Source organism: Vibrio sp. DW001 (assembly GCF_029016285.1).
In the GTDB taxonomy this organism is placed as follows: domain Bacteria; phylum Pseudomonadota; class Gammaproteobacteria; order Enterobacterales; family Vibrionaceae; genus Vibrio.
In genome coordinates this window covers 1,248,870-1,262,121 of sequence record NZ_CP091975.1, presented here as the reverse complement: position 1 = coordinate 1,262,121, position 13,252 = coordinate 1,248,870, and the positions used below count along the sequence as shown (strand labels likewise).

13 protein-coding genes are annotated in these 13,252 nt (G+C 41.6%); 6 read left to right on the top strand and 7 right to left on the bottom strand.

Annotated elements, in window-relative coordinates:
* Window positions 1–477: 477 nt before the first annotated feature.
* Window positions 478–663, bottom strand: a complete 186-nt coding sequence (locus tag L3V77_RS06065; protein WP_275136205.1) for a hypothetical protein — start codon at window positions 661–663, stop codon at window positions 478–480.
* Between the two features lie 168 nt (window positions 664–831).
* Between L3V77_RS06065 and L3V77_RS06060 the strand changes: the two genes are divergently transcribed.
* From L3V77_RS06060 to L3V77_RS06050, 3 genes are all read left to right on the top strand, one after another.
* On the top strand, window positions 832–1,836 hold the full coding sequence (locus L3V77_RS06060) for an adenosine deaminase (RefSeq protein ID WP_275136703.1): 1,005 nt from the start codon (window positions 832–834) through the stop codon (window positions 1,834–1,836).
* Window positions 1,837–1,929: 93 nt separating this feature from the next.
* On the top strand, window positions 1,930–3,405 hold the full coding sequence (locus tag L3V77_RS06055; protein ID WP_275136204.1) for a coniferyl aldehyde dehydrogenase: 1,476 nt from the start codon (window positions 1,930–1,932) through the stop codon (window positions 3,403–3,405).
* A 7-nt stretch (window positions 3,406–3,412) separates the two neighbouring features.
* Window positions 3,413–4,000: a TetR/AcrR family transcriptional regulator gene (locus L3V77_RS06050; protein WP_275136203.1), complete on the top strand. Its 588-nt coding sequence runs from the start codon at window positions 3,413–3,415 to the stop codon at window positions 3,998–4,000.
* Window positions 4,001–4,002: 2 nt separating this feature from the next.
* On the opposite strand, the gene L3V77_RS06045 is transcribed toward L3V77_RS06050, so the two are convergent.
* From L3V77_RS06045 to L3V77_RS06030, 4 genes are all read right to left on the bottom strand, one after another.
* On the bottom strand, window positions 4,003–5,154 hold the full coding sequence (locus L3V77_RS06045) for a DUF481 domain-containing protein (RefSeq protein WP_275136202.1): 1,152 nt from the start codon (window positions 5,152–5,154) through the stop codon (window positions 4,003–4,005).
* A gap of 131 nt (window positions 5,155–5,285) precedes the next feature.
* Complete coding sequence (locus L3V77_RS06040; RefSeq protein WP_275136201.1) at window positions 5,286–6,146, bottom strand: HD domain-containing phosphohydrolase; 861 nt, start codon at window positions 6,144–6,146, stop codon at window positions 5,286–5,288.
* 283 nt (window positions 6,147–6,429) lie between these two features.
* Entirely contained in the window at window positions 6,430–7,404 is a 975-nt protein-coding gene (locus L3V77_RS06035) for a glycosyl transferase family protein (RefSeq protein ID WP_275136200.1), read from the bottom strand.
* Window positions 7,405–7,516: 112 nt separating this feature from the next.
* Window positions 7,517–8,182: a pyridoxamine 5'-phosphate oxidase family protein gene (locus L3V77_RS06030; RefSeq protein ID WP_275136199.1), complete on the bottom strand. Its 666-nt coding sequence runs from the start codon at window positions 8,180–8,182 to the stop codon at window positions 7,517–7,519.
* A gap of 103 nt (window positions 8,183–8,285) precedes the next feature.
* On the opposite strand from L3V77_RS06030, the gene L3V77_RS06025 reads away from it, so the two are divergent.
* Window positions 8,286–9,755, top strand: a complete 1,470-nt coding sequence (locus L3V77_RS06025) for a PLP-dependent aminotransferase family protein (protein WP_275136198.1) — start codon at window positions 8,286–8,288, stop codon at window positions 9,753–9,755.
* An 18-nt stretch (window positions 9,756–9,773) separates the two neighbouring features.
* Here the strand turns inward: L3V77_RS06025 and L3V77_RS06020 are convergent, their stop codons facing one another.
* The gene (locus tag L3V77_RS06020) at window positions 9,774–10,205 is read right to left on the bottom strand and encodes a cytochrome c (RefSeq protein WP_275136197.1); all 432 of its coding nucleotides are present in this window, start codon (window positions 10,203–10,205) and stop codon (window positions 9,774–9,776) included.
* Between the two features lie 189 nt (window positions 10,206–10,394).
* Between L3V77_RS06020 and L3V77_RS06015 the strand changes: the two genes are divergently transcribed.
* A complete protein-coding gene (locus tag L3V77_RS06015) occupies window positions 10,395–11,018 on the top strand; it encodes a cytochrome b/b6 domain-containing protein (protein ID WP_275136196.1) in 624 nt (207 codons plus the stop codon).
* A gap of 119 nt (window positions 11,019–11,137) precedes the next feature.
* Here L3V77_RS06015 and L3V77_RS06010 read toward each other — a convergent pair whose 3' ends face one another.
* Window positions 11,138–12,229, bottom strand: a complete 1,092-nt coding sequence (locus L3V77_RS06010) for an MBL fold metallo-hydrolase (RefSeq protein WP_275136195.1) — start codon at window positions 12,227–12,229, stop codon at window positions 11,138–11,140.
* A 108-nt stretch (window positions 12,230–12,337) separates the two neighbouring features.
* Between L3V77_RS06010 and L3V77_RS06005 the strand changes: the two genes are divergently transcribed.
* Window positions 12,338–12,952, top strand: coding sequence for a TetR/AcrR family transcriptional regulator (locus L3V77_RS06005; protein ID WP_275136194.1), 615 nt, complete (start codon window positions 12,338–12,340; stop codon window positions 12,950–12,952).
* The last annotated feature ends 300 nt before the right edge of the window (window positions 12,953–13,252 follow it).

The window sequence follows — 13,252 nt, the reverse complement described above, 5'->3', positions numbered from 1 at the left end:
ATTACGTATATCAAGTAGCGTGCCAGTTAGATTTTTACCTTTTATATCAGTAAGTAACAAGATAATCCCTTCCCTTCCACATCCAATGACGCATTTTGTTAGTGCATCACGCACCATTGTTACCAAAATGTTATAACCCTAAAGAGGTAGTGATAAATGGCGATATTACTAGAGGTATGAGCGTTGGGATTTACGTCAATATTCTGTCAGGTCGTCGAATCAACACTATAATGTGATAGGTATCACTTTATAGATGTAAACTAATTGTTAGTATCTTTGAAAACGTGACTTGACGTACCTTCAAATAGGCTACATCTACAATAATTAAGAAGAGGAAAGTTATGATTAGAAGAACTAGACGAGCACAGCTAAAACGCTGTCGCGGTCGTTTTTGGAAAGAGACATCGAAAAAGATAACTTTCCTAAGATAATCAGAGCTAAAGGCTAACTAGGTTAGCCTTTTTTATTACCTGCTATTTATTTCTCTCGTGCCGTGTTAGAAACTATATTTATCTCTTCATCACTTAACGAAAATTCACCTTCCAAGGCGAGTTCATCAGCACGCTTATGCATGGCATCTATAAGTTCTCTGTCGTGCTTTGCAAAATAGAGATCTTCTTCGGCTTTGCCCTTTAAGCGAAGTTTTTCTACAAAATCAACCATACTTCACCCCACCTATCCTTTGCTATTGATATAAGTATAGTCAAATATTCACCGAATATTTCGGCTTCTTATTTGCAGCTTTTCCGTAACTCATATACCTTTAATAGATAACAAAAAAATAGAGGTAGCCCTATGAGCAATAAAGATTTTATTGATAGCAAAGAAGACATGGGGACCTTTATTCAGAGGCTACCTAAGGTTGAACTGCACCTTCATATTGAAGGCTCATTAGAACCAGAGCTCATGTTTGAGTTGGCTAAAAGAAATCAAATTGAACTGCCTTATAAATCGACAGAAGAAATTCGTGCTGCTTATCAGTTTGACAACCTTCAATCTTTTTTGAATATCTATTATCAAGGTGCTCACGTTTTATTACATGAGCAAGATTTCTATGACCTCACATGGGCTTACCTACTCCGATGCAAAGAAGATAATGTCATTCACTCTGAAATCTTTTTCGATCCGCAGACTCACACAGAGCGCGATATATCATTCGATATAATAGTCGGAGGCATTCATAAAGCCCTTAAAAGAGCAGAGCAAGAGTTGGGTATTAGCAGTAATTTGATTATGTGCTTTCTACGCCACTTGAGCGAAGATGAGGCATTCTCGACACTTGAACTTGCACTTGAACACAAAGACAAAATCGTTGCTGTTGGGCTCGATTCATCAGAACAAGGACATCCACCTAAGAAGTTTGAACGCGTCTTTCAGAAGGCTCGCGAGCAAGGGTTTCTCGCCGTAGCCCACGCAGGTGAAGAAGGGCCAGCCCAAAATATCATTGATGCTATCGAAGATCTAAAGGTAGATAGAATTGACCATGGTGTTCGATGTATTGACAACGAAAACCTCATGTTGTCGCTGGCTCACTCCAAGGTGCCTTTAACAATATGTCCATTATCAAACATTAAGCTCAAAGTGTTCGAGTCTATGGCACAACACAATATCCTAGAATTAATGAGGAAAGGGCTGCACGTTACCATTAACTCTGATGATCCTGCATATTTTGGTGGCTACATGTCTGACAATTTTCTGGCTGTTGCTGCAGCATTACCATTTTCCAAGCAAGAGTTAGCTCAGCTATCACTCAATGCCATTGAAGCTTCTTTTATTCCTATTCAACACAAAGAAGATCTCAAACAACAAGTACACACGTATTTAGCACAACAATGACAGCGTGATTAACCTTGATTGCAATCGCTGTTTTTTTCAATTATCATCTTACCGACTGATTAGTCGGTTTGTTTATAATATAAGGTCGCTTTAATGACAACACATTCCTCTGCGCAACAATCAGATAGTGCTCTCTCACCATTATTTGAACTATTCTCGCAACAAAAACAGCAATACGCTCAGCATCCTTTGCCTACTTATCAGGAACGCGTACGTCAGTTAAAAGAGCTAAAGAGTGCGATTCTAAGTTATAAACAAGAACTCGTCTCAGCAATGAGTGCCGATTTTGGTTACCGCTCAGAACACGATAGTCTTATCGGGGACATTCTTCCTGTCATTAGTCAAATTAACTACACACTTAAAAAACTGAGGAAATGGATGAAACCGAGTAAAAGGTATGCAGGTTTGCTGCTTGCTCCTGCATCGGTTCGAGTTGAGTACCAACCCAAAGGTGTGATAGGTATAATCGCCCCATGGAACTTCCCTATCATGCTGTCACTTAGTCCACTAGTGACGTCTATAGCCGCGGGTAATCGCACCATGATAAAGGTGTCTGAGTTTACGCCGGAAACCAATAAAGTACTTACCATGTTGTTAAGCTCTATATTCTCTAACCAAGAAGTCGCGATAATAGAGGGTGAAGTCGACATCGCAAGCGAGTTTTCTTCATTGCCGTTCGACCATATCCTTTTCACGGGTTCGACCCCAGTGGGTAAACATGTTATGCGCGCCGCCGCCGATAACCTCACACCCGTAACATTGGAGCTAGGAGGCAAGTCACCGGTCATCATTGCCGAAGATATGCCGATAGACACAGCCGTCGAACGAATCATTTATGGTAAGTGTTTAAATGCAGGACAAATTTGTGTTTCACCCGACTACATACTTTGTCCCAAAGAGAAGGTAGACGATTTTATCTCTCTGTATCGAACGAAATTTCAAGCGCTTTACCCAGACTTCGGTAACAACAAGGATTACAGCCAGATAATTAATACCCGTCAGGCGCAACGAATTGAGTCTGTAATGCAGGACGCTTTAGACAAAGGTGCGATTGTTTATTCCGCTGACACTAATAACGTAGCCAGTACTCAATTAAACAGTGAGAACAAGACGGGACTTAATGCTGAATCAAAAAAGTGGCCAACTCAAATTATTGCTAACGTGAACAACACCATGCGAGTGATGCAGGAAGAAATTTTCGGTCCACTTTTGCCTATTGTCCCATATCAATCTCTACAAGAAGCGATTGAATTTGTGAAGAGCAATCCAAGGCCACTTGCGCTCTATTTGATGAGTTATGACGAAACGGTTCAACGTCAGGTACTTGAACAGACCCATTCCGGTGGAGTCTGTATCAACGAAACAGTATTCCACGTAGCAGCAGAAGATGCCCCTTTTGGTGGCATTGGTCAATCTGGAATTGGACACTATCACGGTACCGAGGGGTTCAGAACACTGAGTCATGCTAAAACTATTTTACAAAGAGGCGCATTTAATACCGGTAAATTGATACATCCACCTTACGGTAATTTTGTGCAAAAAATGATGCTCAAATTCTTTTTAAGATAGGTTGATAATGAAATCTGACAAACGCCAAAAAATACTTGATACCGCATTGTTGCTCTTTGTAGAGCGCGGGTTCTATTCCGTATCTACCGCTAGTATTGCTAAACAAGCAGGCGTTGCCACTGGCACACTTTTTCATCATTTCGCAACGAAAAACGCGTTGTTAGAAGAGCTTCTCATCACCGTAAAACAAGAATTTTCCGATTCTGTATTACAAAACAAAGCCGTCGTCACCGCCGCTTTGGAAGCGGATATAAAAAACCAAGCAAAAGCTATCTGGTCTGCAGGTTTAGAATGGGCAGTCAACCACCCTCATAAATTACAGTTGTTCTTAGCCTTCTCTCAACTGCAGCAAGTCAACCAGCTCCTCGGACAAACAAAGGTTAGAAGCCTACTCAGCTTCCTATATCAATTAATCGAAGAGGGTGTGCAGCAGTCGATATTTAAACCCTACTCTGAGGAACTGCTTACCGACTGGTGCCACAGCCAATTCCTATCAAGTGCGCGGTATCTGACGAGCCAACCTCCATCTCAATTTGATGAGTTAACGCTCGCCACCTTTACTCTATTTTGGGATGGCATCGCTAAAAAACACTGATTCTAAAAATTGTATTCGATCTCTATTACCATCAACAGGTCGGTGTTTTCAGGTTTGCGCCCCTCTTCGTTCGCAACAGGGCTAAAGGTATTGTTTATAATGGCGGCAATTTCCAGATCGATGTCGTCGATTAGCTCTATTTCAATACCGGTCTCTAGGTGTTGTATAAATCGCCCTGATTCTTGATTTACCACCTTACCGTCGTAGATAAAAAAGTATTCAAGATCTTTGGTGATATCTAATTCGTAGTCCATTCCAAAGGCAAACACGGGTGAAACATTGTTCTTCTTTTCACCCACTTCCACACTGTTGTATTTTGTATGCAATACACTAAACCCTGCGTAAACATCCAATTCGACATCACTCGTATCGAACACTTCGTACCCCATCGAAACGCCGAGTGTCGTCTGCGCGTCAATGTTCTTAAATTCATCAATATAGAGTTCATAAGTCGGAAGACGAAAGTAAATTTGCTCTGAGTAATACAGATCAAAGGATCCATTTAACCTGTGATTGTCTTCTGTTTTCTCCCTACTTTCAGAGTCATTATTTGCACTTTCTGACACAACTCCTCGATAATTAAATAGAAACCGGCCATGAGCAGAGAGATATCGGGCTTTCGCACTAAAACTATAATCTAGGCTTTCTGAATTGCCGCTTTTGTATTTTAGTCCTGCACCAAGCTCCCCATCCCAAAGGCTTTGTTCGCTTTTTTCGGAAGGGGATATAGAGAGAATCATCTCTCTTGGGTAAGCTTTGTCGGGAAGGTCAATAAAAGTCAAAGTGGAATCCGTTAGCCAAAGCTGGCCATCTCTAATAATTCCATCTTTAAAACGTACTCTCATCTTTTGCTTGGTTCGCAGCTCCCTAATGTCTTTCATCTCGATATCAACGAGTCCCACTTCATCGCTATCAAACTCAATCTCTTCTTGGTACATAGCAATCAAGTCGCCTGCAAATAGCTCTCCTTTTTTAAGAAGAACCCAATCGTACTTAATTGGTACACTCGGAATATCGACCTTCCATGGTGAAGGGGTTGTATCATTTGAGCTAACGGCCGTTTTCGGTAGTATTACCAACAACCCTAACAGTAGAATAACTTTAACTCTGTTTTGCATCCCTGCCCTTAACCCTAAATTGAATCGACCAATCATCCGTAAAACTCTTCACCTAGCATAATGGATTCATCAATATAAATTAACAGTTTAGGTTGATTTTATGGAGTGCATCATCAAAATATCTGTTGTATTACTTTTCTCGCAGGATAGCGAATTTGGCGACAGCACTAATTAACCAACCAGCCATTTCCTTCAAGTTCTGACATGTTATTCTGTCGCGGTTCATTTTTTGTCATGGCTGCATTTCTTACGTCAATAATATTCGAGAAATGTGCCAATATTAGATCGACCAACTCGGGCTGAAAATGTTTACCTGACTCGCCTTTAAGTAACTCTTTAACTTGATACACAGACCATGGCTCTTTGTAAGGGCGTTGACTCAACAGAGCGTCAATAACATCTACGATTGCAGTAATTCGTCCATATATATGTATTTCTTCGGCCACCTTTCCATTAGGGTACCCAGAACCATCCCATTTCTCATGATGTTCATGAGCCACTATTGCAGCCATCTCCATTAAGTGGCCACGACCTGAAGAAAGGAGCTTATAGCCTTCTGTAGTATGACGTTTCATCACTTCAAACTCGTCATGATTGAGTTTACCCGGTTTATCCAGTATCTTTTCACTGATCGCTATTTTACCAATATCATGCATGGGGCTAATGACTTTTAATACTTCGCATTCCGCGTCACTTAATCCATAAAGTTTGCCGACGTAATAGGATAGTTGAGCGACTCGTTTAACATGGCTTCCTGTTTCTCCCGAGCGACACTCAATGGCCTTTCCCATCATGGTTAATATATTTTTTTGTAGATCAAATGCTTCCTGTTTTACCTTCGTCAAGGCAAGTTCACGCTGTGCAATCACTCGCGCCTTACTGGTATGCCTATACATCGCATAGAAAAACGAAATGATTAACGGTAATAATACCAAGATTAACAATACGTCATCACCGAGTAAGGCAATATGAGAGTCGATAGCCGTATCGTCGTGCGGTTTAGTCCGTTCATTTAAAGTATTCAGCATAATAATAGGTATCTTCAGTGTTAATTTAAAATGATATATAGGCTCTTTCTACGAGAAAAATAATATCACTGAAAATACGCATCAAAGGACGTTTAGGAATAGCCCTACATAGAAGTAGGAATTCTTAACTGAACAGATAAAAATAGAGTTGAAAAAGAAAATTGCATATAGGAACCCTCTGTTTATATACGACATAACGTATTACATAAACAGAGAGGTTTCATCGAATCACAGAATGTGGGCAGTTAGAATTTCATTACGTTCAAGGTTAAAGGCGACCAGATCAACGAGTGCCATTACTATATGGGCTATTCACTACCCAATCACTCCATAATGCGTAGGCGAGTTCGTAGGCTTTATCTCTATCATTTACCTTGGCGAACAATACGGCACATAATGTCGCGACAACCGTATTTGCCATCATATTGTAATCGCTAGGATCCGTCCCTAGCAACGGCTGTTTGGGCTGGGGAAGATCTGAGGCCATCGTTTCTGGCCAGTAGTGCGAAGTTACGCCATTGTTATCACTTCTCCAAACCGTTTGGCTTACCTTAGGATTGTATTCTGACTCACCAGACTGGCCTTTAAAAGAGATGACCGCGTGTTTGCTTAGGCCTACTGCTTGCTCTACTTCGGCATGTAGTTGCTGAAAACCTGGGTGAAAGCTACCTCTAATACCATATCTTGCGTTGCCAGGATTAAGCGCTCTTACTACCGTATTGATTGGTGTTCGTAAGCCATATCGATTTTTCCAATCCAACATGGTCACCACTTGAGGAGCAAAACTGGTTAGAGGTAGATAAACAATATTGTGATGCTCAATCATCTCTTTTGCTTGCTTCACATCCGCTGCAAATGGAATATCAAGCGCATCAATGTAGTCACGAACGTGTTCACGAATCGAGGTTTCTTCTAGGTGTCCATGCACCAATACTTTGTAACCATTCTCGGCGAGTATTTTGGCGGCGATAATGTGCCAAGGTTTTCCTGCGCTTGCCCTTTTTCCAGCATAGCAAGGCCAGTCGATGTCAGCGCCAATATCCGGCATCCTCGTTTGGAACGCCTTAACAAATCCTGCAATTTCGTCATGGGTTTCATTTTGAACTCGAATAAGCATCATCAACATAGCCATCTGGTCGTCACCAATTTTGCCATCGAGATACTCATCCATCACTTGATAAGCTTGTTCAAAATTAAGAGGTTTTCGTCCCCTTTCGCCTTTACCTACCGTTCGTATACAATCGAGAATTGTGCTCATTATCTTCCTTGATTTTTATCTATTGTTTGCAGACATAGTTCGGCTAAAAACCATTTTATGCCGTTAAATGTATCGTATTAAACATAGATAGCAACTGTTCTCGGACATTCACTCACTCATTTAAACCGCACCAACGGTCACCGTAAGCTGAAGAGTAATCAGGCATTGCTATGCCTTCGCCGAGATCGGCTACAGGTTCAAGAGGCCCGATAACCGTTCTATAAGGCAAAATACCCGCCCATACTGGTCTGTCCAAATCCGCCATATCGTCGTTGACACCATGGTTACCAATTTTAACTGAGGCTTCTGATAATGGCATTCTCAGTAGCAGGGTCGCAGACAACTCTTTTTGATTACCTAAACGAACCTCACAAGTACGATTAGGCGCGATTTGTTCCACAAAGTGGTTCAATATACGGTCTTTTTCGTCATTTTCACTTATCTGTTCAAACCGACCAAATACCACAGCACTTCGATAGTGCGCACTATGATGCATTGCCGATCGAGCCAGTACCCAGCCATCAAACAGTGTAAACGTCAGACTCGTTTCTACACTATTTTTCAATGTCCTGAGCAGGCGGCTATTATTCGCGCCGTGGATATAGATATGATCGTCGACTCTCCAAGCTAACATAGGAATAACAATAGGTACTCCTTTCTCCACAATAGCGACATGAGCAAGCAAACTTTCATCAATTATTTGATGCAACTTAGCTTCGTCATCGCACGCTTTATGCGCACCCTTTTTGATCGCTGTTCGTTCTGTTTTTGAAAGCATTATTTTGGCCCCTAGTTTGATCTTTTTGTCTGGTGTTTTTACAATATACAATCAAACTGGTATCTTAATTAGATCCAATTACAAATAAATTAAAGAGCCAGTTATGAATTTAATCGACGTCGGCGACCTTTTCCTATCAAAGCAAAGTTCTACACTTCAACAAACACTATTTGACGCCATTCAACAAAAAATAATCAATGGGCATTGGAAAAGAGAACAAAAGTTACCCTCTACCAGAAAGATGGCAGAAGAGCTTACACTGAGTCGAAATACGGTAACCAGTGCATACGAACAGCTTGTTGCAGAGGGGTACTTGCAAAGCCGAAAAGGTTCAGGTTTTTTCGTCGCGGTATCTATCCCCGAGTATTTTCTGAAGACCGCTATCAGCCAATCAGAACGACCAGACAGATCCGTCGTAAATAGTAAAAAACTCACCCTTGGGTCCCCATTCGATACACAACGATCACTTTATCTAAATCGACCATTTTCTCCCGGTATACCTGACCTTGTTGAATTCCCATATACCAAATGGCAACGATTGCTACAGAGGCATATTCACCGGGACTCATTGTCAGGAATGGGGGACATACAAGGTTACTTCCCATTGCGTGAAGCACTCAGCCATTATCTACAATCAAGCCGCTCTGTTTCCTGTCACCCTAAACGAATCATCGTCACCTCCGGCGCGCAGCAAGCACTTTCCATCGCAACACTCGCGACTCTAGATCCAAATCAAACGGTGTTAATGGAAGAACCAGGATACTCACAGATGCGTAAAGTGCTGAACCTTTATCGTATTAAAACGGCTTCAGTATCAGTTGACCCGTTATTGGGACTCAATATTTCCTCATTGTTAAAACACAAGGCGGCGGCCGTTTACTTAACACCCAGCAACCAATACCCAATGGGAACCAGCCTCAATACAGAGCAGCGATTACAAATATTACAGTGGGCAGAGGCGAACCAAGCTTGGGTTATCGAAGACGATTATGATAGCGAGTTCCAATTTGCTCATAGACCCTATACGTCACTTCAGGGGTTATCTGCACAATCTGGGTTTTCAGACCGTTGTATTTACGTCGGATCGTTGAGTAAAACGATGTTTAACGGCTTAAGGATTGGCTACATGGTAGTGCCGGAAAGTCTAGTAGAGGCATGTTTAAAGATTAAAGATGCAATGGCAGGCAATACCGCGATACATAGCCAAGCCGCTTTGGCAGACTTTATCTCTGAGGGGCATTTTCTTCGTCATCTAAGGCGAATGAGAAAAATCTATCAACAAAAATCTATTTTATTACGAGGCGCACTCACGCAACATTTTGGGCGAGAATGGCAAGTGATCAGTCAAGAAGCAGGATTACACACCACCGTTCGTTGGCAGGGTTCACCTAGCGAAGATCAAGTGGTTGAAGCAGCAGAGAAAAAAGGGATCACGGTTCGACCCCTATCTTATTATGAGAAACACTCCTATCAGCGCGACTGGAATGCTCTGGTTCTTGGCTATGGTAATGTACAAAGTAATAAAATTGAACCGCTTATTGCACAGCTCAGACAGATTTATCTCAGTCTGTGAATAGAACTCTTTTTTACTTTATTTCTTATTACGGAACTTACGATGACAACCTTTGCAGGTACCAGTCGCATCTTTAAATCCGGCTAGTAGAGCGGCCTGATCCTGTACCTTTGCTGCCGCATAGAAATCTTGAAAGCCTTGATCGAGTTTATCTAGATTCGTTGAGAATTTCTCAAAATCCTTCCATACCGCCTTTTTGGCGTTACTGCCTTCTTGGCTTCCTTCTGGGAACAGCGTTTTTAGGCTAGATGAGTGCTTGGTTAGTGCCTCTCCCAGCATCTCAAACTTAGCGTAATCAAATTGACCACTTTCGAGCATGCCGCCAACCGCTTCGACGTTGTCTTTGATACCTGAATATGCATCCTGACGAGCCTCTATTTCCGCTTCAAACGTTGCTGCGCTAGCCGAAACCGAAATAAGCATAAATAGGCTTACTAATTGCTTTTTCATTTTACTTCCTCCATGTCGCTCATATGAGAGCTGTTTATTATTTAAGCATAGTTACACAATAATCACGCTTAAGTAAATAGTTGTTATTACGTAAGTAGTGTTTGTTATGTAAATAGTTGCAATAGGCATTACTCTTCGGTTAATCAGATTGTATAATGAGGAATGGCAAACTACCTACAAGGACGGGACATGAAAGTTTGGGACTTACCGACACGTTTATATCATTGGATTCAGGCACTACTATTCGCTGGGTTGGCCTTTAGCGGTCTCACGGAACAAGGACCACACGTTTACTTTGGTCTAACCCTTTTTACTCTGCTCATATGGCGTATTATTTGGGGCTTTTTCGGAAGTGATACAAGTCGTTTCTCACGATTTATCCGGTCACCAAAAACGGTCGTTCAATACCTAAATGGACAACATTCGGAGCAACCAGGCCATAACCCTGCAGGTGGTTATATGGTCCTCGCCATGATTGGTGCACTATTGCTTCAAGCGCTGACTGGTCTTGCTCTATCTGGGATGTTGGACCCCTTACCCGGTTCACAAATCTGGCTTAACGATGACATATTTGATGTATGCGTTCTCATACATGAAAACCTCGTTAATGGGTTATTTGTACTTGTAGGGCTACACGTGCTGGCCATTATTATCTATAAATGGCAGAACAAACCTCTCGTCAAAGCAATGTTTACAGGCTATCAAAAAAACATGACAACCAAGATAAACCTAGCTTCCAATAGAAGAGCCTTAGTGATACTGATGATCGCCTTAGCAATAACATCGATAATTTATACGCTTTCTATCGAATAAAACGTCGAACAACCATCAATTCGAATTAACGCTTCATCGTCGTTAATAGAGGCCCTGATACAGCAATCACTGCTTTGCTTAACTATAGAGTCTGGCAAAGCAGCGACTCAGGTATTTAATTACTCTTGTAGCGCCAACGCGGACTCTTTCGTCTCTTGTGCTTCACGCCACCATGCATAACTGCTAACCGGATTGTCGAGCTCAATCGCATCACCAAACACTGGCGTTAATAGATTAACGTTATTTTGCTTCGCCAATTCTGTAATTCGCTCAAACGGTTCAAACCAGTCGTGCATTGATAGATCAAAAGTACCATTGTGGATTGGCAGCATCGCTTTGCCTTTAAGATCCAGGTGTGCCTGCATGCTATGTTCAGGTAGCATATGGATATCTGCCCACAGGTCATTATAAGCCCCCGTCTCTATCATTGTGACATCAAACGGACCGTATTTTTCACCAATCTCTTTGAAACCATCAAAATAACCGCCATCTCCACTAAAGAATAGATTGTGTCTGTCGCTTTGGATTACCCAACTTGCCCACAATGTTTCGTCTCGATCAAACAGACTTCGACCAGAGAAGTGTTGAGCAGGTGTCGCAACAAGATGAATATTGCCAAGCTGCACATCTTGCCACCAGTCCAATTGGGTCACTTTAGATTTTTCAACACCCCAATCGATAAGATAGTCTCCCACTTTTAAAGGGGTAACAAAATGCTCGACTTTGTTCGCCAATTTTTTGATTGCCGCTTTGTCCAAATGGTCATAATGGTCATGACTGATAATCACCACTTTAATATTGGGTAAATCTTCAATAGAAATTGGGGTTGGATGAAACCGCTTAGGCCCCGCCCATTGCACTGGTGATGCTCTTTCGCTGAATACCGGATCAGTCATGACATACTCACCATTTAACCTCATCAAGATGGTTGAGTGTCCTAAGCGAAAAATGGCGTCTTCATCACTGCTCTGTAATTGAGCCTGCGATAATGATTTCAAAGGAACCTCACCTGCCGGCTCCGCTGCAGTTCGTTTGGTATTAAAACGTTCGACTACCATGTCCCAGAGATTCCCTAGAGACGGGTTGTATTTGATTTCCGTATTTACAAACTTTCCTTCATTTTGAGTCGCACCAGTACTGGTTACACGCGCGCCAATCGTTACAACTGTCATAAATAAAACTCCTAAACCAAATATTTTAAATTTCTTCATTCGAGGGCTCTAACTTGTAAACTACACTGAGTAGTTTACATTTATACATTGAAAAGTAAACTACTCAGTGTAAAATAATTGGCAGTCTATAAATGAGTTGATGTTTAAATGTCTGAAGTAAAAAGAACGAGAAGTGAACTTAAAAGAGAAGCAATTCTTAATGCCGCGAAGAAGGCCTTTATAAAAGATGGCGTGCAGAGCACCAGCATGGACAAGGTATCCGAATTGGCTCAAGTTTCAAAAAGAACGGTTTACAACCATTTTGAAACCAAAGAGATACTCGTCATGCAAATCATGGCGGAGATGTGGCGAAAATCAACCATTCAGCCTGATTTTGAGTACCTAACAGAGACCTCTCTACATGAGCAATTAAGCGCTATTTTACTGGCTGAAGCAAAGATGTTCTCCGCTAAAGAAAATCTTGATCTTTCGCGCGTCGCATTTGGGCACTTTTTTTACAACCCTGAGGCACTACAAAAAGAGATGGGCAAATTCTCCGCTAGAGAAACCACCCTTTTTAAATGGCTGGAAGCTGCGGTCGCTGACAACAGGCTCAAACCAATGGATTTTGAGTTTGCTAATAGCCAATTACATAACATGATTAAAGGACACTGTTTCTGGCCCTTATTGCTCAATATAGGTAGCAAGATAGAGTTAGAAAAACTCAAAAATATCACCGATGAAACAGCCGCTATGTTTTTGAGTCACTATGCAAGGAACTAGTCTATCGTCACCCAATGGCAGAAAATACTGAAGCAACCATGTAGATTAGAGCAGCAGCACCAACGACGGCAAACTGGTCTGTTATATTGCGATGAAGGCTCACTGTACAATCTCATAGTATACGGGTCACAGTACCGACCAATACTACCTGTGAATAACAAGCAAACCATTATCTTTGAAAATCAGTTAACAATAGGAATGACATAAAACTACTGATATCACTCGCTTTAATCAATAGTCCACACTAATAACTCTATTGCATATAAAAAACGATAAATTTTATGTATTTATTATTACATT

What these genes read in the sequence shown, in the direction of transcription:
- L3V77_RS06055 (WP_275136204.1), top strand. Translation starts at nt 1,930, where the DNA reads ATGACAACACATTCCTCTGCGCAACAATCAGATAGTGCTCTCTCACCA.
- L3V77_RS06025 (WP_275136198.1), top strand. Translation starts at nt 8,286, where the DNA reads ATGAATTTAATCGACGTCGGCGACCTTTTCCTATCAAAGCAAAGTTCT.
- L3V77_RS06035 (WP_275136200.1), bottom strand. Translation starts at nt 7,404, where the DNA reads ATGAGCACAATTCTCGATTGTATACGAACGGTAGGTAAAGGCGAAAGG.
- L3V77_RS06020 (WP_275136197.1), bottom strand. Translation starts at nt 10,205, where the DNA reads ATGAAAAAGCAATTAGTAAGCCTATTTATGCTTATTTCGGTTTCGGCT.
- L3V77_RS06040 (WP_275136201.1), bottom strand. Translation starts at nt 6,146, where the DNA reads ATGCTGAATACTTTAAATGAACGGACTAAACCGCACGACGATACGGCT.
- L3V77_RS06045 (WP_275136202.1), bottom strand. Translation starts at nt 5,154, where the DNA reads ATGATTGGTCGATTCAATTTAGGGTTAAGGGCAGGGATGCAAAACAGA.
- L3V77_RS06030 (WP_275136199.1), bottom strand. Translation starts at nt 8,182, where the DNA reads ATGCTTTCAAAAACAGAACGAACAGCGATCAAAAAGGGTGCGCATAAA.
- L3V77_RS06005 (WP_275136194.1), top strand. Translation starts at nt 12,338, where the DNA reads ATGTCTGAAGTAAAAAGAACGAGAAGTGAACTTAAAAGAGAAGCAATT.
- L3V77_RS06010 (WP_275136195.1), bottom strand. Translation starts at nt 12,229, where the DNA reads ATGAAGAAATTTAAAATATTTGGTTTAGGAGTTTTATTTATGACAGTT.
- L3V77_RS06065 (WP_275136205.1), bottom strand. Translation starts at nt 663, where the DNA reads ATGGTTGATTTTGTAGAAAAACTTCGCTTAAAGGGCAAAGCCGAAGAA.
- L3V77_RS06015 (WP_275136196.1), top strand. Translation starts at nt 10,395, where the DNA reads ATGAAAGTTTGGGACTTACCGACACGTTTATATCATTGGATTCAGGCA.
- L3V77_RS06050 (WP_275136203.1), top strand. Translation starts at nt 3,413, where the DNA reads ATGAAATCTGACAAACGCCAAAAAATACTTGATACCGCATTGTTGCTC.
- L3V77_RS06060 (WP_275136703.1), top strand. Translation starts at nt 832, where the DNA reads ATGGGGACCTTTATTCAGAGGCTACCTAAGGTTGAACTGCACCTTCAT.